This is a genomic window from Variovorax sp. GrIS 2.14, assembly GCF_046115955.1.
Taxonomy (GTDB): domain Bacteria; phylum Pseudomonadota; class Gammaproteobacteria; order Burkholderiales; family Burkholderiaceae_C; genus Variovorax.
In genome coordinates this window covers 251975-272887 of record NZ_JBJXIA010000007.1, presented here as the reverse complement: position 1 = coordinate 272887, position 20913 = coordinate 251975, and the positions used below count along the sequence as shown (strand labels likewise).

Here is a 20913-nt window from a genome sequence, read left to right as displayed (position 1 = left end):
GAGAGCTCGAACCCACTGGTGCCAAGGCTGATTTGACTCATCTGTGGTCAACGTTCAAGCAGATGTTGCGGTGGACTTATGCAGACCATCCCTAGGTGCAGCGGGTCGTTATCGCGCATCGATCGGTCGCTGTTGCGCGCAACCTTGCGGGGCGGTCACCTACAGCCCGCATGCACGCGGCTGCCTAAGTTGAGTGCACTACTACTCTAAGGTGGACATCATGCAAACACGTATCTGGATCGCGGCGGCCGTCGCAACGTCGGTGATGGCTTTGTCTGGCTGTGCCGGCACAGGCCCCAATCAGCAGTTGGGCGTTGCAGGCGGCGCGGTGGGCGGCGCACTTCTTGGAAACGCGATCGGCGGCAACGCCGCCGCCACGGTCGGCGGTGCCGCCATCGGCGGGTTGATCGGCAATGAAGTGGGCAAGAACTCCGACCAACGCAATAACGCCAATCGCGGGTACTACCCGAACAACGGCCCCCGCTACTGAGGCACTACCGGCTGCACGGCCCGCTCAGGCCTCGGCCTGAGCACCAGCGGCCCGCGCCTTCTCTGCACGGCCGGCGCGCCACGCGCCGAAGATCGCCAGCAGTCCCGGCACGAAGATCAAGGCCCAGATGATCTTGTCGAGATGTTCACGCACCCACGGCAAGTTGCCAAAAAAGTAACCCGCCGTGGTGATGCTGAGCACCCAGATCAGCGCGCCGACGACGTTGAACATGGTGAAACTTCCTCGCTTCATTTCAGCCACGCCTGCAACGAAGGGCGCAAAAGTGCGAATGAATGGCATGAAGCGCGCAAGGATGATCGTGATGCCACCGTACCGCTCATAAAAACCGTGCGCCTGGTCGAAGGCTTTGCGGTTGAACAAGCGCGAACTCTCCCACTGAAAAACCTTGGGCCCGATGTAGCGCCCGATGCTGAAATTGCACTGGTCGCCAAGGATGGCCGCAGCGACCAGCACCCCGCACGCCAGGGGATAGCTCATCAAGCCGATGCCACACAACGCGCCGACGATGAACAGCAATGAATCGCCTGGCAAAAACGGCATGACTACCGCGCCAGTCTCCACGAATACGATGACGAAGAGCAATGCGTACACCCACGGCCCGTAGGCGACGACGAAGGTCTCGAGGTGCTTGTCGACATGCAGAACGAAGTCGACGAGGTAGCTGATGAATTCCATGGCGGCCGATTATCCGGTGCGCGCCGCGGCGCCCGCCTAACGGGCAGCAAATTCAGGCCGGGAGGTACTTGGCGAGTTCGCGCTCGATGCTTTTCGGGTCGGCTCCGATGACGCCGTTGATCCAAGCGGCCATGTCGCCGTGATGGACCTCCTCGTCACCACGACGAAGGCCTTCGATCACCTCGTTCGCAACCTCGGCCGTAGACGATTTTGGCCCCTGAAAATCGCGGCTCATGTCGGTATCGACTGGGCCGGTCATCACCGCCATCACATGCGTGCCTTGCGCCGCGAGTTCCGCGCGGACGCCTTCGGTCATGCGCAGCCCCGCGGCCTTGGAGGCGCATAACGAACCCATCGCCGGCAGAGTCACCTTCGCCAGGATCGACAGCACGTTGACGATGGCGCCGCCCTTCGCCAGCTGCGGCGCGAAGGCGCGGCACATCGCGAGCGTGCCGAAGTAGTTGGTCGCCATCTCGGCCTGCGCATGGTCGAGCGATTGGGCCGCGATCAACCCCTGCCCGCGGTTGACCCCTGCGTTGTTGATGAGCAAGTTCACGTCGCCGCAGTGCGCCCGCACCGCCTCGACTTGCTCGGCATTGGTGATGTCGAGGGTTATCACTTCCAGCTTGCCGGGATGCGCCGCCACGAGGTCGGCGAGCGCGCCCGTGTCGCGCGCCGCGGCATAGACCTTGGGTGCACCGGCCGCCAGCAGCTTTTGAACGAGTTCGCGGCCGAGGCCCCGGTTGGCGCCTGTGACGAGGGCGGTTGCTTGATGCAGATCCATGGACGGTTCCTTTGGTTAATTGACGACGAATTTGGTGCGAGCCAGCCAGCTCGCATCGATTTCCGGCAACGGAATCGCTTCGAGCAGTGCTTGCGTGTACGGATGCTGAGGGTTCGCAAAAACGTCGGCCGTCGGTCCTTCTTCGACGATACGGCCTTCGCGCATCACGACCACGCGATCGCACAGCACTCGCACCACGGAGAGATCATGGGTGACGAAGATCATGCCCATGCCGAGTCGCGTGCGCAACTCACGCAGCAGCAACAGGATGCGGGCTTGCGTCGACACGTCGAGGCCCGAAACGATCTCGTCGGCGACGATCAGATCGGGCTCCAGCGCAATGGCGCGTGCAATGCCGACCCGCTGACGCTGCCCGCCCGACAACTCATGCGGAAAGCGCGTCGCGAACTCCGGCGGCAAGCTCACCTGTTGCAGCAATGCGCGCGCCTTTTCTTTCAGTGCCGCCGCCGTCGCCGCTGCGCCGAGGCGGCCATAACTCAACAAAGGCTGCACTACGATCTCGCCGACGCGCCGTCGCGGGTTCAGCGCCGAGAGTGGGTCCTGAAAGATCATCTGCATGCGCGCGCGCAGCGGTCGCAACTCGAGCTCGCTCATGTGCGTTGTCTCTCGGCCTGCAAAAACGATGTCACCTTGCTGAGGTTCATAGAGTCGCAGCACCGTGCGTGCCAGCGTCGTCTTGCCCGAACCGGACTCGCCGACCAGCGCTACGCATTCGCCGGGCGCCACCTGCAAGTCGATGTCGTGAAGAATCTGCCGAAGCGGCGGCTTACCGAACGCGCGACGGGTCGACCGGTCGGGCAACGACAAGCTCAGCCCGCGAACATCGAGCAGTGGCTCAGACATGTGGCGTCTCCGCGCGACGGGCTGCCGGATTCGCTGTGTCGCGCGCCGCGAACCAGCTCTGGTCATAGCTGTGCGCCGAGGCCCAGAGCGTATCCGTCACCTCTTCGGCGATCGGCTTCAACGTGTCTGCCGGCCGGTCGTAGCGCGGCGTCGCCGCGAACAGCGAGCGCGTGTAGGGCGTGCGCGGGGTCTCGATGATGCTGCGTACATCGCCGCATTCGACGATGCGACCCGAATGGATCACGCTGACCGAGTCGCACAGCTTGGCAACCAGCCCGAGGTTGTGCGTGATGAAAAGAACGGCAGCGCCTTCGTCGCGCTGCAGGTCGCGCAGCAGACGCAACACCTCGCGCTGCACCGTGACGTCGAGGGCGGTGGTCGGCTCGTCGGCAATGATGAGCTTCGGCTTGCACGAGAACGCGATAGCGATCAGCACGCGTTGCCGCATGCCACCGGACAACTCGTGCGGGTACTGCCGCACGACCGTGGCCGGCGAGCGCACCTGCACCGAGTCGAGCAGTTCGATGGCGCGCGCCGTCGCCTGCTTGTCATCGAAACCGAGGTGCAGTCGCAGCACGTCGTTGATCTGCGTACCGATGGTGTGACCGGGATTCAACGCGGTCAGCGGGTCTTGCGGAATCAACGCGATGTCGCGGCCCAGATGGACGCGGCGTTGCGCTGCCGTCAGCCCCAGCCAGTCGAGCCCTTGGAAGCGGACGCTGCCGGCCACCACCTCGATACCCGGTGGCGTGATGCCGAGCACGGTGCGCCCGACCATGCTCTTGCCAGCGCCCGATTCGCCGACCAGCGCATGCACCTCACCCGCCGCGATGTGCAGGTCGATGCCGCGCAGGATCAGGCGCGCCGCGCGTTTGCGGCCTGCGCGCAATGCCAGATGAAGACTGTCGATTTCGAGGCAGGCGGACATGTCGCTTGTCGTTCTTATTTAGACAGCAGGGGATCGAGCGATTCGCGCAATCCATCGCCCAGCGCATTGCACGCCAGCACCGTCACCGCGATGGCGCCGATCGGCAGGCCGAGCAGCCATGGCGTCTGGTTGACGTACAGGCGACCTTCCTGCACCAGTCCGCCCCAGGTCGGCATATCGCTCGACACCGAGAGCCCGACGAACGACAGGATGGCCTCGATGACCACCGCGATGCCCATCTCCAGCGTGAACAGCGTGAGCAGCAAGGGCACCACGTTAGGCAGCACTTCGCGCCACAACGCAGACGCGCGCGACTGGCCGATGGTGCGCGCCGAGGTCACGTAGTCGAGGCTGGCCTGCACTTGCGCCTCGGCCCGCACGACGCGGCAAAAACGCGTCCAGTCGATGATGGCGATCGCCAGCACCACGGAGGTCAGCCCGGTACCGATGACGGCCACCAGCACGATCGACAGCAGCACCGCCGGGAACGACATCCAGACATCGACCAGCCGTGACACCACCGTGTCGATCACGCCGCCGTAGAAGCCCGCCCAAAGCCCGAGCACCGTGCCGATGAGCGCCGCCAGCGTGGCGCCGGCCAGCGCCACCGTCATGGCCGGCCGCGCGCCGTAGATGAGCCGCGACAAGATATCGCGCCCGAGACTGTCGGTTCCGAACCAGTGCGCCGCATCACCGTCGGCGCTCCACGCGGGCGGCAGGCTCGACGCCATCAGGTCTTGCTCCAAGGGATCGTGCGGTGCGATCCAGTGGGCGAACACGGCGCACACCAGCATCAACAGGAGCAGACTCGCGCCGACCCACACGCGCTTTTGAAAATGAGGCATCGCTACGTGCAAGCTCATGTGCGCAGCTTGGGGTTGATGCGGGTGTTGAGTACGTCGACCGCCAGATTGACGGCGATGAACAGCACCGCGAAGGTGAGCACGATGCCCTGGATCAAGGGCAAGTCGCGGTTGATGACGGCATCGATCGCCATGTTGCCGAGGCCGGGCAAGCCAAAGAGCCGCTCGATGAGCACCGTACCGCCGATGAGAAAGGTGAACTGCACGCCTGTGAGCGTCAGCGCCGGGCCCAGCGCATTGCGCAGCGCCTCGCGCCACAGCACTTGCCACGGGCTGAAGCCCTTGACCTGCGCGACCAGGATGTAGTCTTGCGCCAGCACTTCGAGCAGCGACGCTTTCAGCACGCGCGCGATCATCGCGGCCAGCGGCAAGGCCAACGACAGCGCTGGCCACAGCATGTGATACAGGGCAGAGCCCAATACATCGAAGCGTCCGCGCACCAGACTCTCGAGCAATACGAAGCCGGTCACCGAATCGAAGCGCAGGCTGGAATCGAGCAAGCCGAAGACGGGTAGCACCGGCAGCAGCACGCCCAGAAAAAGAATGCCGGCCAGGCCCCATAAAAAGTCAGGGATGGCGGTGATGAACCCCGTCGCGACGTCGATGCCGCGCTCCAGCAAGCTACCGCGAAACGACACCGCCGCCAGCGCCGCCGCACCGCCGAGCAACACGGCAATGCCGAGCGCGAGCGCCGACAGCTCGAGCGTCAGCGGCAGGTGCACCATCACCAGATCGAGCACGTCCTGCTTGAGCGTGATCGACTGGCCGAAGTGGCCGAGGGCCGCCTGGCCGAGGTAGATGAAGAACTGCGCCGACAGGCTCTTGTCGAAGCCGTACAGCGCACGCAGGGCGAGGACGTCGTCGGGCGTCGCACCCGGACCGATCATCATCGCGATCGGGTCGCCCGGCGCCACCCGAAGCAACACGAACACCACCACCAGCACGCCCAAGAGCGTGGGCAGCGCCCACAACAGGCGCTTCAGCGGCATGCCGTCAAGCCTTGGCTGCCTTGCCGACCGACTGCGCGAGCAGGTAACCCGCCATATGCGGCTTCACTGCCAGCGTCTTCTTGAAGAGAATGGTCTGCACCTGCTGGTAGAGCGGCAACACGAGCGCGTTATCGGCGATGTACTTGTCGACCTTCTTCCAGCCGGCGATGCGCTTGGCTTCATCCTTCTCGCCCCACAGCGGGCCGATCATGGCGTCGACTTCCTTGGACTTCCAGCCGGAGTGCGGGCTCGGGCCGAACATGGCGAAGCCGGTCGAATCATTGGGGTCGCCGATGGCGTCACCCCAGTTGTAGAAGGCCATCGGCGCCAGCTTGTGGCTCAGGCGCAGCTCGAAATGCTTGGCGATTTCGTAAACCTCGATCTCGGCCTCGATGCCGACCTTGCGCCACATGCCGACGATGGCCTGCACCGTTTCGTAGTCCTTTGGCAGATAGCCGCGCGTCGTCTGGATCTTGAACTTGACCGGCTTGGCCACGCTGTAGCCCGATTTGGCCAGCAGGCTCTTGGCCAGTTCGGGGTCGTACTTGACCTTGGTGGTCGCATCGAAGGCGGCGTACTGCGGCGCCTGCAAAGTGTCGATGACCACGCCGTATCCACGCAGCAGCCGCTTCACGATGGCCTGCTTGTCGACCGCGAACACCGCCGCCTTGCGCACGTTCTCGTCGAGCATCGGCTCGACGTCGGTGATGAAGAGCATTGCGATGTCGGTGATGGGCGAGCTCACGCCGGTGAGGTGCGGCAGCGCCTTCAGGCGGTCGAACTCTTCGAACGGGACACCCAGCGTGATGTCTGATTTTCCGGTTTCGATTTCGGCCACGCGCGCGCTCGGGTCGGTCACGAACTTGATCGTCACGTTCTTGAACGCGGGCTTGGCGCCCCAGTACTTGTCGAAAGCCTTGAGCTTGACGAACGAGCCCTGCACGAACTCCTCGATCATGTACGGGCCCGAGCCGATGGGCTTCTTTTCGAAGCCCGCGGCGCCGGCCTTCTCGTAGTAAGCCTGCGGGATCATGAAGCCCGTCAAGAAGGCCATCCACTTGAAATAGTCGGCGACGTATTGCTTGACGTCGGCGGTGATCTTGTTGCCGGTGATCTGGAAGTTGTCGACGCTCGACCAGATGATCCCGGCAACCGGATTGCCCGACTTGGGGTCGCCTGCGCGCTTCAGGTTCCAGACCACGTCGGCGGCAGTAACGGGGGTGCCGTCGTGCCACAGCGCGCCTTGGCGCAGTTCGATTTCGATCTTGGTCTTGTCGGCGTTCCAGCCCCATTTGCTGATGAGGCCGGGCTTGAAAGAAAGGTCTGCGGCCTGATCGATGTACTGGTCGAACACCGACTTCCAGATGCCCTGAATCGACGGGTTGACGGCCGACGGCCCGGTGGTCGGATCCCAGCTCGGCAAGCCCACGTTGTAGGCAATGGTGAGCGTGTCCGCTTGCTGGGCTTCGGCGGATGTCAGCAACAGCCCGCTCAATGAGCCCGCTGCAAGCGCGGCACTGCCTCCAGCCTGCAGAAAACGGCGGCGATCGAATTCGGACATGAGATTCCCCGGTAGTAGAAGTGAGACGAGAGGTGAGACGAGAAGCGAAAGGCGAGAGGCTAAAACTGAAATGAAACTATTGGGCGGGCGATTTCGGCGACCACAGCACGGTCGGCGAAGTGGCTTCGTAGGCCATGCCTTTGGGGTAGCTGATCAGCTCGAGCTGCAAGCCCCACGGCGCCAGGAAATAGTTGATGGTCTGGCCGGCAGCCGGTCCTTCGGTCACCGCGAGTGGCCCGGCCAGCACGCGCACGCCGCGCTCCTTCAGGTAGGCGACAGCAGCGTCGATGTCGTCGACATAGAAGGCGATGTGGTGGCCACCGATGTCGCTGTTCTTCGGCAGGTCTTGCCGCTGGTCGGGGGCGCTGTACTGGAACAGCTCGATGTTCGAGCCCATGCCGCAACGCAGCAAAGCGATTTGCTCGACCACGGCGCGCGGGTGCACGTTGAGCGTGTCGGCCATGAAGCTGCCGGTGTCGTCCCGAAACGGACCGAAAGTCGTCGCCAGTTCGCAGCCGATGACGTCGACGAAAAAGTCGATAGCGGCCTGCAGGTCGGGTACGGTGATGCCCGTATGGTCCTGCCCGCGCAAGCTCGGAATGCCTCGTTTCATATTCTTTTGAAATCGTGTTGATCGATGGACAATCTACAAGCAGCTTTCGCGCCACCAAACTACTTTACGCCTAAACTATCTGTGCGTAAAGCTTCAAACCAGAGCTCGTTCACACCCCTACGGAGAATCAAATGACAGGTCAATACATCGACATGAAAGCCGGCGACGGCAGTGGCAGTTTTCGTGGCTATCTGGCGTTGCCCGCCGGTGGCAGTGGCCCCGGCCTGGTGCTCGCTCAAGAGATCTTCGGCATCAACAGCACCATGCGAGACGTTGCCGACTACTACGCAGAAGAAGGCTACGTGGTGCTGGTGCCCGACATCTTCTGGCGCCAGGAACCCAACGTCGAGTTGGGCTACACCGAAGCCGACTGGCAGCGCGCCTTCGGCTACTTTCAGGGATTCGACGAAGCCAAGGGCATGCAAGACATCCAGACCGCCATCACCACCCTGCGCGCCCGCGCCGAGGTGACCGGCAAGGTCGGCGTGCTGGGGTTCTGCCTCGGCGGCAAGCTGGCCTATCTGGCAGCCTGCCGCACGGATGCCGACGTGGCCGTGGGCTACTACGGCGTGGGCATCGACGCCGCGCTCGGCGAGGCTGACAGCATCAAATCGCCGCTGGTGCTGCACATCGCCGAGCTCGACAAGTTTTGCCCGCCCGAAGCGCGCGACAAGATCGTGCAAACGCTCAAGGGACGCCCCAACATAGCGCTGCATGTCTACCCCGGCATGGACCACGCGTTCGCGCGGCTTGGCGGCGAGCACTACGACAAGGCGTCGGCGCTGATGGCGCATGAACGCACCATCGGCGCACTCAAGGCCGCGATGGGCCCGCACTACGATTTGTCGGCGCTGTGGGACAAGCATTGCGAATACGAGTTCGGCACCCGCAACGTCGACGACACGATGAGTACGATGGTTGCCGAGCCTTACGTGAACCACATCCCGACCATGACGGGCGGCGTGGGCTACAAGCAGCTGCATCATTTTTACAGCGACCACTTCGTCAACAGCAACCCACCCGACACGGCGCTGACACCGATCTCCCGCACCGTCGGCGCCACGCAGGTGGTGGACGAAATGCTGTTCACTTTCACCCACACCACGGAGATCCCGTGGATGCTTCCCGGCGTCGCACCGACGGGCAAGCGGGTCGAAGTGCCGCTGCTCGCGGTCATCAAGTTCCGCGGCAACAAGCTCTATCACGAGCACATTTACTGGGACCAGGCCAGCGTGCTGGTGCAGGTCGGTTTGCTCGACCCCAAACTGCTGCCGGTGGCAGGTATCGAGACGGCGCGCAAGCTACTCGACGAAACGCTGCCATCGAACGCGTTGATGCCTGACTGGAAAGACGTCGCCTGAGCACAAGGTCGGCGAAGGCCGGCCGAGGGGCGCTCCTAGAATGTTGACGTGAGCGCCCTCCCCATCATTTCGGCCCCCCGCCGTCCCATCCGCGAACTCCCCGACGAGCTGATCAGCCAGATCGCCGCCGGTGAAGTGGTGGAGCGGCCCGCCTCGGTGGTACGCGAGTTGCTGGACAACGCGCTCGACGCCGGCGCGACGCAAATCACCGTGCGCCTGTCCGCCGGCGGCGTGCGCTTGATCGCCGTCGAAGATGATGGCCAGGGCATTCCGCGCGATGAACTGACGGTGGCTCTGCGACGCCACGCCACCAGCAAGATTGCAAGCCTGTGCGATCTCGAAACCGTCGGCACGATGGGCTTTCGCGGTGAGGCGCTGGCGGCCATCAACGCGATCGCCGACATGACGATCCAGTCGCGCAATGCCGATGGCACCAGCGCCTGGGCACTCGACGGCCGCACCGGCGAACTGCGACCGGTGGCGCGCGCAATCGGCACCACGCTGGAGGTGCGCGAGCTGTTCTTCGCCACGCCGGCGCGTCGCAAATTTCTGAAGACCGATGCCACCGAGCTTGCGCACTGCGTCGAGGCCGTGCGGCGCCATGCCCTTGCGCGGCCCGATGTCGGCTTCGCGGTCTGGCACGACGGCAGGCTGGTCGAACAATGGCGCGCCGCCACCAGCCGGGAGCAGCGACTGGGCGATGCGCTGAGCGATGACTTCGTGGCCCGCAGCGTGGCGGTCGATCACACGGGCGGCGTTGTGCACGTGGCGGGCCGTGCGGGCATTCCCGATGCGGCGCGGTCCCGTGGCGACCAGCAATTCTTCTACGTCAACGGCCGCTTCGTACGAGACAAGGTGCTCGCACACGCCGTGCGCAGTGCCTACGAAGACGTGCTCCATGGCCAGCGCCAGCCGGTGTATGCGCTGTACCTGCAGATCGATCCGTCGCGGGTCGACGTCAATGTGCATCCGACGAAGATCGAAGTGCGCTTCAGGGATGGGCGGGAAGTGCACCAGGCGGTGCGCCACGCCATCGAGAATGCGCTGGCCGCACCGCGTGCGGGTGAGGCGGCAACGACGGTGAATGCCCCGTTTTTCCGGCAGGTTGCACCGGCCGCCCCGGCGCAATGGGCGCAATCGGGCATGCACTTCGCCGCGGAACGGGGCGCCGGCGATGCCTTCGCGATGTGGCCGCAAAGCGCAGCCCAGCCAGCGCCGGCCGAAGACTCTTATTCTGCAATTGCGCCCTGGCTGCAATCGTCATCGCCGGATCGCACCGCATATGCTTCGGCGAGCACTTCTGCGAGCGCCGTCCCGATGATCGGCGCCGCCTCCACCGACGAGGCCTGGCCTCTCGGCCGCGCCCTCGCCCAACTTCAGGGCATCTACATCCTGGCCGAGAACCGGCAAGGCTTGGTCATCGTGGACATGCATGCGGCGCACGAGCGCATCGTCTACGAGCGGCTCAAGACGCAGCTCGACGGCGCAGCGATCACCAGCCAGCCGCTGCTGATTCCAGCGACTTTTGCCGCCACGCCGCAAGAAGTCGCGACGGCCGAGGCCTGTGCCGCGATATTGCCGACGCTGGGGCTCGAAATCACGCCGTTTTCGCCGCGCACGTTGGCGGTTCGCGCCGTGCCGGGCACCTTGGCCGATGGCGATCCGGTCGAACTGGCGCGCAGCGTGCTGGCCGAACTGGCGCAGCACGACGCCAGCACGGTGGTGCAACGCGCCCAAAACGAGCTTTTGTCGACCATGGCGTGCCACGGCGCGGTGCGCGCCAACCGCAAGCTGACGATTGACGAGATGAACGCCTTGTTACGTCAAATGGAAGCGACCGAGCGTTCCGACCAGTGCAACCACGGCCGCCCGACTTGGCGGCAGCTCTCGGTGCGCGAACTCGACGGGCTGTTTCTGCGCGGTCGCTGACCCTTTCCGACAAGTTCCTGCTGGTTTCTCAGGGTTTTCCAGCGTCATCCGAAAGGCGGGCACGGGCGTTGCATGGCTTCCCCCGTGCAACCTTTCGTTGAACTTTTGGCCCCCGAGGCCAGTCTGCTAACGACCCCATGAAGCGTTGGTCTCTTTTTGCTGCCGTCATCACCCTGTTCGCCCTGTTGGCCGGCGGGTGCGCGACGCTCGACGAGCGTCAGCGCGAATGGATTTTTCAGCCTAGCGACCTGAGTTGGGGCAACAGCGCCGCCATGACCGAAGGCATGACCGACGTCTGGATCGACTTCAAATCGAATATCACTTCAGAGCCCGCCCGCCTGCATGGTCTGTGGCTCGGCGGCGCGCCCGAATCGGTCGACACCCCCGTTTTGCTTTTTTTGCACGGCGCCCGTTACAACGTCGCCGGCTCTGCGCCCCGCATTCGCCGCATGCACGAACTGGGTTTTTCGGTACTCGCCATCGACTATCGCGGCTTCGGCAAGAGTTCGGCCGGCCTGCCATCTGAAGCAACGGCGCGCGAGGACGCCCGCGCGGCCTGGGAATGGCTGGCCGCAGCGCACCCGCAGCAACGTCGCTACATCTTCGGCCACTCGCTCGGCGGCGCCATCGGAATCGACTTGGCCGCGCACGTCAGCGACGAGAGCGGCACCATCGTAGAGAGCACCTTCACATCGATTGCCGATGTGGCGAGCAGCTTCAAGTGGGGCTGGCTGCCGTTCGGCCCTTTCATCACGCAGCGCTTCGACGCGATCGACAGCGTAAAGAACATCGGTGCGCCGCTGCTGGTGGTGCACGGCTCGGCCGACAGCCTCATCAACCCGACGCTCGGTCGCAAGCTGTACGACGCGGCCACCGTGCCGAAGATGTTCGTGCTGGTCAAAGGCGGCTCGCACCACGACACCAACTCCATCGGCGAATCGCAGTACCGCGCGGCGCTGGCGCAGTTGTTTCGCATGAAGCCGCCATTGACGATGGCGAGCCTGCACGAGCCGCAGAGCTGACGCGCGGCGCTCAAGCGAAAGCTTGACCTCAAACAGCGCCGAAGTGGCGCGTTTGTTACCCTCGGACCAATGCAGTCCACCGCCGTTCCGGCCGATTCAAAACCCGCGACGGCTGTCGAAGCTCCAGCGATGAAAAGCGCGGCTTCTTTGCCGATGTCGCCCGCGCTGGCCGTCGTCACGCTGGCCTTCCTCCTCGGCATTCAGCCGGTCACCACCGATCTCTATCTCCCGGCCCTCCCTGCGCTGACCACCGGTTTCGGCGCGCAGATGAAGCACGCGCAACTCACCTTGAGCGCCCTGCTGCTGGCGTTCGGCTGCTCGCAACTGGTGCTCGGCCCGCTGTCGGACCGCTTCGGCAGGCGGCCAATATTGCTGTGGGGTCTGGCGGCCTACGTCCTCGCCGCCATCGGCGCGATGCTGGCGCCGTCGATGCTGCTGCTGATCGTCTGGCGCACCGTGCAGGGCGCAGCGATGGGTGCCGCGGTGATGTCGGCGCGCGCCATAGTGCGCGACCTCTATCCGCCGGCAGAAGGTGCCCGCGTGATGTCGCGCGCGCTCACCGGCCTGGGCATCATCGCCTGCCTGTGCGCGCCGCTCGGCGGCGTGGTGTCCGACGGTTTCGGCTGGCGCTTCGCACTGCTTTTACCCGCGTTGTTCGGCGCTGCGACGATGGCACTGATCGCACTGCGCTTCAACGAAACGCTGACGCGGCGCAACCCCGATGCACTGCGGCCAGCCACGCTCGTCAGTACCTGGTCGACCGTCGTGCGCAACCCGACCTTTCTGTCGTTCACCGCGCTGACGACCGCGGCCTATGCCGTGCTCTTCACTTTCCTGGCCTCGTCGTCGTTCGTCTTCATCCAGGTGCTCGGCCTGACGAAGACGCAGTACGGGCTGGTGATGCTCTGGAACTCGCTGGCCTACATCGCCGGCACCTTTTTGTGCCGCCGTTGGCTGACCCGCTATGGCCTGCGCGGCTGCATTGCGAGGGGCGGCGTGCTCACGCTGACCGGCGGCACAATCATGGGCGCGCTCGCCCTAGGCGGTGTGCAGTCCACCTTTGCCATCGTGCTGCCGCTGACACTGGTGATGCTCGGCCACGGCATCCATCAGCCATGTGGCCAGACGGGTGCCGTCGGGCCCTTTCCGCAAGCGGCCGGCGCCGCGTCGGCACTCAACGGCTTCGTAATGATGCTTGCCGCCTTCTTCATAGGCGGCTGGCTCGGCACGCACATGGACGGCACCGTGCGGCCGCTGGCTTACGGCATGTGGTTTTGGTGCGCCTGCATCGCAGCCATCGCCTGGACGCTGGTGCAGAAGTTCGGGGAACCGCGTGGCGGTTGATGTCGACCTGATTGATGTCGACCTGGTTGCTGGCGACATTGCCTACATCGCCATCGCAGGGCCGACGGCCAGCGGCAAGACGGCCGCCGCCATGGCCATCGCACGCACGCGCCCGGTCGAGATCGTCAGCGTCGATTCGGCGCTGGTCTACCGCGGCATGGACATCGGCACCGCCAAGCCAAGCGCGACTGAGCGGGCGGAAGTGCCGCACCATTTGATCGACATTCGCGACCCTGCCGAGCGCTACAGCGCGGCCGCCTTCGTCGAGGATGCGCAGCGCGCCATCGCCGACATCCGCGCGCGCGGCAAGCTGCCTCTGCTCGTCGGCGGAACGATGCTGTACTTCAAGGCACTGATCGATGGCCTCGACGCGATGCCGTCGGCCGACGCCGCCCTGCGTGCGAAGCTCGCAGCCGAAGCTGCCGACGTCGGCTGGCCCGCCATGCACGCGAAGCTCGCCGAGGTCGACCCCATCACTGCGGCGCGACTCGCTCCGGCCGACAGCCAGCGCATCCAGCGCGCGCTCGAGGTCTGGCACGCCAGCGGGTTGCCGCTCTCGCACTTTCATGCAGTCAAAGTGGACAACGAAAACTCGATGACAGACGACCACACGAAGATCGGCACCGGCATCCTCTTCTCACTCGAGACCGAAGACCGCGCGTGGCTGCACACCCGCATCGCGCAGCGCTTCGACACCATGCTTGCCGACGGGTTCATGGATGAAGTCAACACCCTGCGCGCTCGCGGCGACCTGACGCCCGACCTGCCCTCGATGCGCTGCGTCGGCTATCGGCAAGCCTGGGAAGCACTCGACGGCGACTGGCCGATGGCCGAGTTGCGTGAGCGCGGCATCGCGGCGACGCGGCAACTCGCCAAGCGGCAGATGACGTGGCTGCGCAGCATGCCGAAGCGCCGCATCGTCGCCTGCGATGCGCCGGGCGCAGTCGCCGAGATCGTGCGCCAGGTCGGTCGGATCGCAGGACGTGCATGACCTTGCGCATCGACAACCTCGGCAAGCACTACGGCGAAGCGGCGGTCTTCGAGCACGTCACGCTCGAAGTGGCGAGCGGCGAGTTCGTCGCCATCGTCGGCGAATCGGGCGTCGGCAAGTCGACATTGCTCAACTGCATGGCCGGACTCGACAGTTGGGACGCCGGCAACGTCACGCACGACGGCACCGACATCGGCAAGCTCGACGACACCGCCCGTGCCTTGTGGCGCCGCGCGAACGTCGGCTTCGTGTTCCAGGCCTTCCACGTGCTGCCGCATCTCGACGTGACGCAGAACGTGGCCCTGCCCTTGATGCTGATGGGCCGCAACGACCCGGTGCGGGTCGAACGCATGCTCGACGTGGTCGGACTTGCCGGGCTCGGCGCCCGCTTGCCGCAGCAGCTTTCGGGCGGCCAGTTGCAACGCGTTGCCATCGCGCGCGCGCTGGTGCACCGGCCGGCATTGCTGCTGGCCGACGAGCCGACCGGCAACCTCGACCCGACGACCGCGGCCCGCGTCATGGACGTGCTCTTCGCGCAAACGCGCGAGCACGGCGCGTCGCTGGTGCTGGTGACGCATTCGGTCGCCGCGGCGGCGCGGGCCGATCGGGTGCTGCACCTGCGGGTCGACGGCATCTACACAGAAGCCCGTGCCGATGTTTAATTCGAATATGAACAAACTCACACTCGGCTGCATCGCCGACGACTTCACCGGCGCAACCGACCTCGCCAACAACCTGGTGCGCGCCGGCATGCGCGTGGTGCAAACCATCGGCGTGCCCAACGAGGCGTTCAGCGACGAGGTCGATGCCATTGTGGTCGCGCTCAAGACGCGGACCTTGCCCGCGGCCGATGCTGTGTCGCAATCACTGGCGGCATTGACCTGGCTGCAGGCGCAAGGCGCGCAGCAGATCTACTTTAAATACTGTTCGACCTTCGACTCGACGGCCAAGGGCAACATCGGCCCGGTGACCGACGCGTTGATGGACGCGCTGCACACCGACTTCACCATCGCCTGCCCCGCCTTCCCGGAGAACGGCCGGACGGTCTTCAAGGGTTACCTCTTCGTCGGCGACGAGTTGCTGCACGAGTCGGGCATGCGCAACCATCCGCTGACGCCGATGACCGACTCGAATCTCGTGCGCGTGCTGCAAGCACAGACCTCGCGTCGCGTCGGGCTCATCGACTACCGCACCGTGGCGCGTGGCGTCGACGCCATCAAGGCGCGCATCGAGACACTGCGCCGTGAAGACGTTTCGATGGCCATCGTCGATGCCACCAGCAACGACGATTTGATGCGCATGGGCGAGGCGTTTCGCGCCATGCCGCTGCTCACCGCCGGCTCCGGCGTGGCGATCGGCCTGCCGCAGAACTTCGGCATTTCCCCACAACCGCAAGCGGCCGAGTTGCCACCGGCACGCGGCCTGCGCGCCATCGTGTCGGGCAGTTGTTCGACCGCCACCAACGCGCAGGTGGCCGACTTCATAGGCCGCGGCGGCGCAGCCTTTGCGATCGACCCGTTGCGCCTGGCCGAAGGTGTCGATGTCGCGAGCGAGGCGCTGCGCTGGGCAGAGCCCCTCCTGAAAGCCGGGCCGGTGCTGGTCTATGCAACCGCGGCACCCGATGCGGTGCGCGCAGTGCAGGCGCAACTGGGCGTGCAACGCGCTGGCGAAATGGTCGAGCACACGTTGGCCGCCTTAGCGCGAGGGCTGGTCGAACGCGGCGTCGGGCAACTGGTGGTAGCGGGCGGCGAAACGTCGGGCGCCTGTGTGCAGGCGCTCGATATCGCCATGTTGCGCATCGGTCCGCAGATCGCGCCCGGTGTGCCGTGGTGCCATGCGCCTTCCACGCACTCCGCGAGTGGCGCCGTGCACGTCGCGCTCAAGTCGGGCAACTTCGGCGCAGTCGACTTCTTCACTCACGCGTTCTCATTGCTTTCACTTGAACCCGGAATGCCATGACGCTGGACGAAGCGACTGCCCGCGACGAGATCTGCCGCATCGGCCGCAGCCTCTTCGAGCGTGGCTACGTGCACGCGACCGCGGGCAACATCAGCGTGCGATTCAATAGCTCGGAGGGAGGCGGCTTTCTGATCACACCGACCGATGCCTGCCTCGGTTTTCTGGAGCCGGCGCGACTGGCGCTGCTCGACGAAGACGGCGTGCAGCAGAGCGGCGACCGCGCGAGCAAGACCATCGCGCTGCATCGGCGCATCTACGGCGCCAGCCTCGCCACCGCGGCGCCGGCGCATTGCATCGTTCACACGCACAGCACGCATTGCGTCGGTCTGACGCTCGACGGGGCCATGTGCGACGCGCCGCAAGGCCGCGAGTTGCTGCCCGCGCTCACGCCCTATTTCGTGATGAAGGTCGGCCGCGTGCCGTTGATCGGCTACGCACGGCCGGGCGCGACTGAAGCCGCGGACGCAGTCGAAAACACCATCGTGCGCTACCACGCTGCACGCACGGCGATCCGTGCCGTCATGCTGGAGCGGCTCGGCCCCACCGTGTGGCATGACACGCCGGCCGCTGCGATGGCGACGCTCGAAGAACTGGAAGAAACCGCGCGACTCTGGACCATGCGGCCCGCGAAGCCGGCACCACTCGATGAAGCGCAAATCGAAGAACTGCGCGAGCGCTTTGGCGCGATTTGGTAGAGCGCAGCGCTAAAGATCAGTCGCCAGCCAGCAGCGCGGCGTAGCGCGCCAGGTCGACATTCCCGCCGCTGACCACGATACCCACTCGCTGTCCGGCGATGGCCGCACCCGCAGCGCATGCAGCCGCGAACGACAGGCACCCCGTCGGTTCAACCACCATCTTCATGCGCTCGGCGAAGAAGCGCATCGCTTCGACCAGTTGCACATCGCTCACGGTCAAGATGTCGTCGACGTCCCGCTTGATGATCGCGAAGGTGTATTGGCCGAGGTGCTGGGTCTGCGCGCCGTCGGCGATGGTGCGGGGCGTTTCGATGTGGACGATCTTCCCCGAACGAAACGACTGCTGACCATCGTTACCTGCCTCCGGCTCCACGCCGTAGACCTTGCAACCCGGCGCCAGCGCGCGTGCTGACAACGCAGAGCCGCTGCTCAGGCCACCGCCGCCGAGACAGATGTACAGCGCGTCGAGCGGGCCATCGGCGGCCGTGTCTTCGATCAATTCCTTGACGGCCGTGCCCTGCCCGGCAATGACATCGGGATGGTCGTAAGGCGGAATCAACGTCATGCCGCGTTCTTCTGCGAGCTGCCGCGTCACTGCCTCGCGGTCTTCGGTGAAGCGGTTGTACTGCACGACCTCGGCACCGTACTCACGCGTGGCGGCGAGCTTGGCGGCCGGCGCGTCGTTGGGCATGACGATGACGGCCGGCATGCCGAGCAGGCGGGCCGACAGCGCGACCGCCTGCGCATGGTTGCCGGACGAAAACGCGATGGCACCGGCCGTGCGCTGGGCAGCATCGAACTTCGACAATGCGTTGAAGGCACCACGAAACTTGAAGGCGCCCATGCGCTGGAAGTTCTCGCACTTGAAAAAGAACTGCGCGCCATAGCGTGCGTCTGCCGTAGCAGAGCGAAGCACGGGGGTGCGGTGGGCGTGGCCTTCGAGCCGCGCGGCGGCGTCGATCACGTCTGCATAAGTCGGGAGCTGGAGCATTTGGCGAGCATATCGGACCGAGCGACGCACCGGAAGCCCTCGGTAAACCGCGCCCGTGCAAGCCTGATATCGGACCGGCACAATTGCGTCATGCGGGCCCTGCTCATCACTTTCTCCTGGCAGGAACTGCGACATCACCCGTGGCGCAATGCAGCCGCGGTGCTGGCCGTCATGCTCGGCGTGGCGCTGGCCTTTTCGGTGCAGCTCATCAACGCTTCGGCGCTCGATGAATTTTCCAGTGCGGTGCGCTCGGTCAACGGGCAGCCCGATCTTGAATTGCGTGCGGCGCAGGGTGGATTCGACGAGGGGGTGTACGCGCGCGTGGCGCGGCAACCGCAGGTCCTCCTCGCGAGCCCTGTTCTCGAGCTTCAAACCGTGGTCTTCGCAGGAACAGGCGGGTCCGAACGGGCCGGTCAATCCAAAGAACAGCGTGTGCCGCTGCGCATCGTCGGCATCGATGCGCTGGTGCTCCCCACCATCGCCCCCGCGCTGCTGCCGCGACCTTCAGCCAACAGCGCGCGGTTCGCATTGTTCGCGCCGGCCACTGTCTTTCTCAACGCCGCCGCGCGTGCTGCACTCGGCGAACGCACTGCGGCATTGCGCCTCTCGGTCAACGGCGCATGGCGCGACGTGCAGGTTGCCGGCACCGTCGCAGCGGGCGGCAGCGCACTGGCGGTGATGGACATCGGTGCCGCACAAGACCTGTTCGGCCGCGCCGGACAACTCACTCGCATCGACTTGAGGCTCGCAACCGGCACCGACCGCACCGCCTTCATCCGCTCACTGGAAAGCTCGCCGGACTGGCCGGCTGGCATCCGCATCGCCGAGCCGGGCGATGCGGCCGAACGTGTGAGCAACCTGTCGCGCGCCTACCGCGTCAACCTCACGGTGCTGGCGCTGGTCGCGCTTTTCACAGGCGCGTTTCTGGTCTTCTCGGTGCTCGCTCTCAGCGTGGCCAAACGCGCGCAGCAGTTCGCGCTGCTCGGCGTGCTGGGGCTGACGCCGCGCGGCCGCTTGCAACTGGTGCTGATCGAATCGCTGGTGCTGGGCGTGATCGGCAGCGTCGCCGGCATCGCGCTCGGCGCTGCCCTCGCCGCCTTCGCACTGCGTGTGCTGGGCGGTGATCTCGGCGGCGGGTACTTCGACGGCGTTGCGCCGACCCTGCACTGGAGCACGCCTTCTGCGCTGCTCTACGGCGGCCTCGGCGTGATCGCTGCACTGGTCGGCGGCTGGTGGCCGGCACGGGCTGCCATGTTGTTGCCGGAAGCGCAGACGCTGAAGGGGCTCGGTGCAGCGCCGGCGGCTGGCAACGGCCACTGGCTGGCGATCGCGCTCGTCGCGCTCGGCATCGCCTTGGCCACCGCGCCCGCCATCTTCGGCATCCCGATCGCCGCGTACCTTTCGGTCGCGTGCCTGCTGGTCGGCGGCATCACCGCGCTGCCCTGGTTGATCGCGCTGTTGTACGACCGCATCGCACCGCTGTTCGCGCAACACGTGCTGCCGATGCTCGCCATCGAGCGCGCTCGACGCATGCGCGGCACTGCCGCGGTCGCGGTGAGCGGCGTGGTCGCCAGCCTGAGTCTTGCCGTCGCGCTGACGGTGATGGTGGCGAGCTTTCGTGACTCGGTCACGCGCTGGCTCGACGTCGTGCTGCCGGCCGATCTCTATGTGCGAAGTGCGTCGGCTGGCAATTCCGGCAGTGGCGATCTCGCGCCTTTCATGCCCAGCTTCGTGCAGTCGCTGGCGCAAGTGCCGGGCGTGGCGCGCACCGGCACGCTGCGCACCCGACCTTTGCTGCTCGATGCCACGCGGCCCGCCGTGACGCTGATTGCACGCAACCTCGACGACGACGTGTCCCGCTCCCTACCGCTGATGACGGCGGCATTGCCGGTGCCGGCGGGGCAGATCGGCATCTACGTCAGCGAGGCGATGGTCGAGTTGTACGGGGCGAGGCCCGGAGATGTCTTCGCGCCGCTGTCGAAGGCGTTTGGCACGAGCACGACGAATGCGCCGGGTGCTGGGAGTGCCGCGAACGCGTCACAGGCAATGCCACCGATCTTCTTCGTCGCCGGCATCTGGCGGGACTACGTGCGGCAGTTCGGCGCCATCACATTGGGCGCGCGCGATTTTGAGAAGCTGACGGGCGACCGCAACGTCAGCGACATCGCGCTGTGGCTCGCACCCGGCGCGGAAGAAGCATCGGTGCAGGCAGCAGTGCGTGCATCGGCAGCGCGCAGCATCGCGGCCGGTGGGGCGGGCGGCGAGCCGATCGAGATCTCGTCGGTCAGTCAGATTCGCGCGACCTCGTTGCGCATCTTCGACCGCAGCTTTGCCGTCACCTACTGGCTGCAAGCAGTTGCGATCGCCATCGGGCTGTTCGGCATTGCCGCGAGCTTCAGCGCGCAGGTGCTGGCGCGCCGCAAGGAATTCGGTTTGCTCGCGCACCTCGGCTTCACGCGACGACAGGTGCTGGCGATCGTTGCCGGCGAAGGCGCGGCGTGGACCGGCATCGGCGCGGTGGCCGGCCTGGTGCTCGGGCTGGCGGTATCGGTGGTGCTGGTGAAAGTGGTGAACCCGCAAAGCTTTCACTGGACCATGGATCTGCTGCTGCCATGGCTGCGCTTGATCGCGTTGTGTGCGGCAGTGGTCGCCGCCGGCACTGTGACCGCCTGGCTCGCAGGGCGTGCGGCGGCCGGGCGGGATGCGGTGTTGGCGGTGAAGGAGGATTGGTGATGGCGACACGACGGGAAAGTCCTCCGAGGCCGGCAAATTCGGCAGCGCAATCAGGCGCATCGAGCCCCTCGCGTCGAACGCTGCTGCGAACTGCACTGGC

19 protein-coding genes are annotated in these 20913 nt (G+C 65.5%); 10 read left to right on the top strand and 9 right to left on the bottom strand.

The features are described from left to right. Positions 1-220: 220 nt before the first annotated feature. The gene (locus tag RCH10_RS14275; protein ID WP_187051385.1) at positions 221-490 is read left to right on the top strand and encodes a glycine zipper domain-containing protein; all 270 of its coding nucleotides are present in this window, start codon (positions 221-223) and stop codon (positions 488-490) included. A gap of 24 nt (positions 491-514) precedes the next feature. On the opposite strand, the gene RCH10_RS14270 is transcribed toward RCH10_RS14275, so the two are convergent. The 8 genes from RCH10_RS14270 to RCH10_RS14235 all read right to left on the bottom strand — a co-directional run bounded on the left by RCH10_RS14270 (position 515) and on the right by RCH10_RS14235 (position 7788). Then, a complete protein-coding gene (locus tag RCH10_RS14270; protein ID WP_409052856.1) occupies positions 515-1186 on the bottom strand; it encodes a DedA family protein in 672 nt (223 codons plus the stop codon). Positions 1187-1238: 52 nt separating this feature from the next. Next, positions 1239-1970, bottom strand: a complete 732-nt coding sequence (locus RCH10_RS14265) for an SDR family oxidoreductase (RefSeq protein WP_323496173.1) — start codon at positions 1968-1970, stop codon at positions 1239-1241. 15 nt (positions 1971-1985) lie between these two features. Beyond that, a complete protein-coding gene (locus tag RCH10_RS14260) occupies positions 1986-2834 on the bottom strand; it encodes an ATP-binding cassette domain-containing protein (RefSeq protein ID WP_409052855.1) in 849 nt (282 codons plus the stop codon). Next, the gene (locus tag RCH10_RS14255) at positions 2827-3762 is read right to left on the bottom strand and encodes an ABC transporter ATP-binding protein (RefSeq protein WP_409052854.1); all 936 of its coding nucleotides are present in this window, start codon (positions 3760-3762) and stop codon (positions 2827-2829) included. Before RCH10_RS14255 ends, RCH10_RS14260 begins: the two co-directional genes overlap by 8 nt. 14 nt (positions 3763-3776) lie before the next feature. Continuing rightward, on the bottom strand, positions 3777-4625 hold the full coding sequence (locus tag RCH10_RS14250) for an ABC transporter permease (RefSeq protein WP_323496176.1): 849 nt from the start codon (positions 4623-4625) through the stop codon (positions 3777-3779). Beyond that, positions 4622-5614: an ABC transporter permease gene (locus RCH10_RS14245; protein ID WP_409052853.1), complete on the bottom strand. Its 993-nt coding sequence runs from the start codon at positions 5612-5614 to the stop codon at positions 4622-4624. The genes RCH10_RS14250 and RCH10_RS14245 overlap by 4 nt, the downstream gene beginning before the upstream one ends. 4 nt (positions 5615-5618) lie before the next feature. Further along, positions 5619-7175, bottom strand: a complete 1557-nt coding sequence (locus tag RCH10_RS14240; RefSeq protein ID WP_323496178.1) for an ABC transporter substrate-binding protein — start codon at positions 7173-7175, stop codon at positions 5619-5621. A 76-nt stretch (positions 7176-7251) separates the two neighbouring features. Then, a complete protein-coding gene (locus tag RCH10_RS14235; protein ID WP_187051377.1) occupies positions 7252-7788 on the bottom strand; it encodes a VOC family protein in 537 nt (178 codons plus the stop codon). Between the two features lie 131 nt (positions 7789-7919). On the opposite strand from RCH10_RS14235, the gene RCH10_RS14230 reads away from it, so the two are divergent. The 8 genes from RCH10_RS14230 (at position 7920) to RCH10_RS14195 (ending at position 17089) form a co-directional block, all read left to right on the top strand. Beyond that, positions 7920-9149 carry a dienelactone hydrolase family protein gene (locus RCH10_RS14230; RefSeq protein WP_409052852.1) on the top strand — a complete coding sequence of 410 codons (1230 nt, stop codon included), beginning with the start codon at positions 7920-7922 and terminating at the stop codon, positions 9147-9149. 48 nt (positions 9150-9197) lie between these two features. Next, the gene (gene mutL, locus RCH10_RS14225) at positions 9198-11078 is read left to right on the top strand and encodes a DNA mismatch repair endonuclease MutL (RefSeq protein WP_409052851.1); all 1881 of its coding nucleotides are present in this window, start codon (positions 9198-9200) and stop codon (positions 11076-11078) included. 137 nt (positions 11079-11215) lie between these two features. Next, the gene (locus RCH10_RS14220) at positions 11216-12100 is read left to right on the top strand and encodes an alpha/beta hydrolase (RefSeq protein WP_187051374.1); all 885 of its coding nucleotides are present in this window, start codon (positions 11216-11218) and stop codon (positions 12098-12100) included. 129 nt (positions 12101-12229) lie between these two features. Further along, complete coding sequence (locus RCH10_RS14215; RefSeq protein WP_409052850.1) at positions 12230-13444, top strand: multidrug effflux MFS transporter; 1215 nt, start codon at positions 12230-12232, stop codon at positions 13442-13444. 91 nt (positions 13445-13535) lie between these two features. Further along, complete coding sequence (gene miaA, locus RCH10_RS14210) at positions 13536-14435, top strand: tRNA (adenosine(37)-N6)-dimethylallyltransferase MiaA (RefSeq protein WP_409052873.1); 900 nt, start codon at positions 13536-13538, stop codon at positions 14433-14435. After that, positions 14432-15097 carry an ABC transporter ATP-binding protein gene (locus tag RCH10_RS14205; protein WP_409052849.1) on the top strand — a complete coding sequence of 222 codons (666 nt, stop codon included), beginning with the start codon at positions 14432-14434 and terminating at the stop codon, positions 15095-15097. The genes miaA and RCH10_RS14205 overlap by 4 nt, the downstream gene beginning before the upstream one ends. A 7-nt stretch (positions 15098-15104) precedes the next feature. Continuing rightward, a complete protein-coding gene (gene otnK / locus RCH10_RS14200; RefSeq protein ID WP_323502262.1) occupies positions 15105-16394 on the top strand; it encodes a 3-oxo-tetronate kinase in 1290 nt (429 codons plus the stop codon). Between the two features lie 2 nt (positions 16395-16396). After that, positions 16397-17089 (top strand): aldolase, encoded by a 693-nt coding sequence (locus RCH10_RS14195; protein WP_409052872.1) that lies wholly within the window; start codon positions 16397-16399, stop codon positions 17087-17089. Between the two features lie 16 nt (positions 17090-17105). On the opposite strand, the gene RCH10_RS14190 is transcribed toward RCH10_RS14195, so the two are convergent. Beyond that, a complete protein-coding gene (locus RCH10_RS14190; protein ID WP_409052848.1) occupies positions 17106-18080 on the bottom strand; it encodes a threo-3-hydroxy-L-aspartate ammonia-lyase in 975 nt (324 codons plus the stop codon). 90 nt (positions 18081-18170) lie between these two features. Between RCH10_RS14190 and RCH10_RS14185 the strand changes: the two genes are divergently transcribed. Next, on the top strand, positions 18171-20813 hold the full coding sequence (locus RCH10_RS14185; RefSeq protein WP_409052847.1) for an FtsX-like permease family protein: 2643 nt from the start codon (positions 18171-18173) through the stop codon (positions 20811-20813). The last annotated feature ends 100 nt before the right edge of the window (positions 20814-20913 follow it).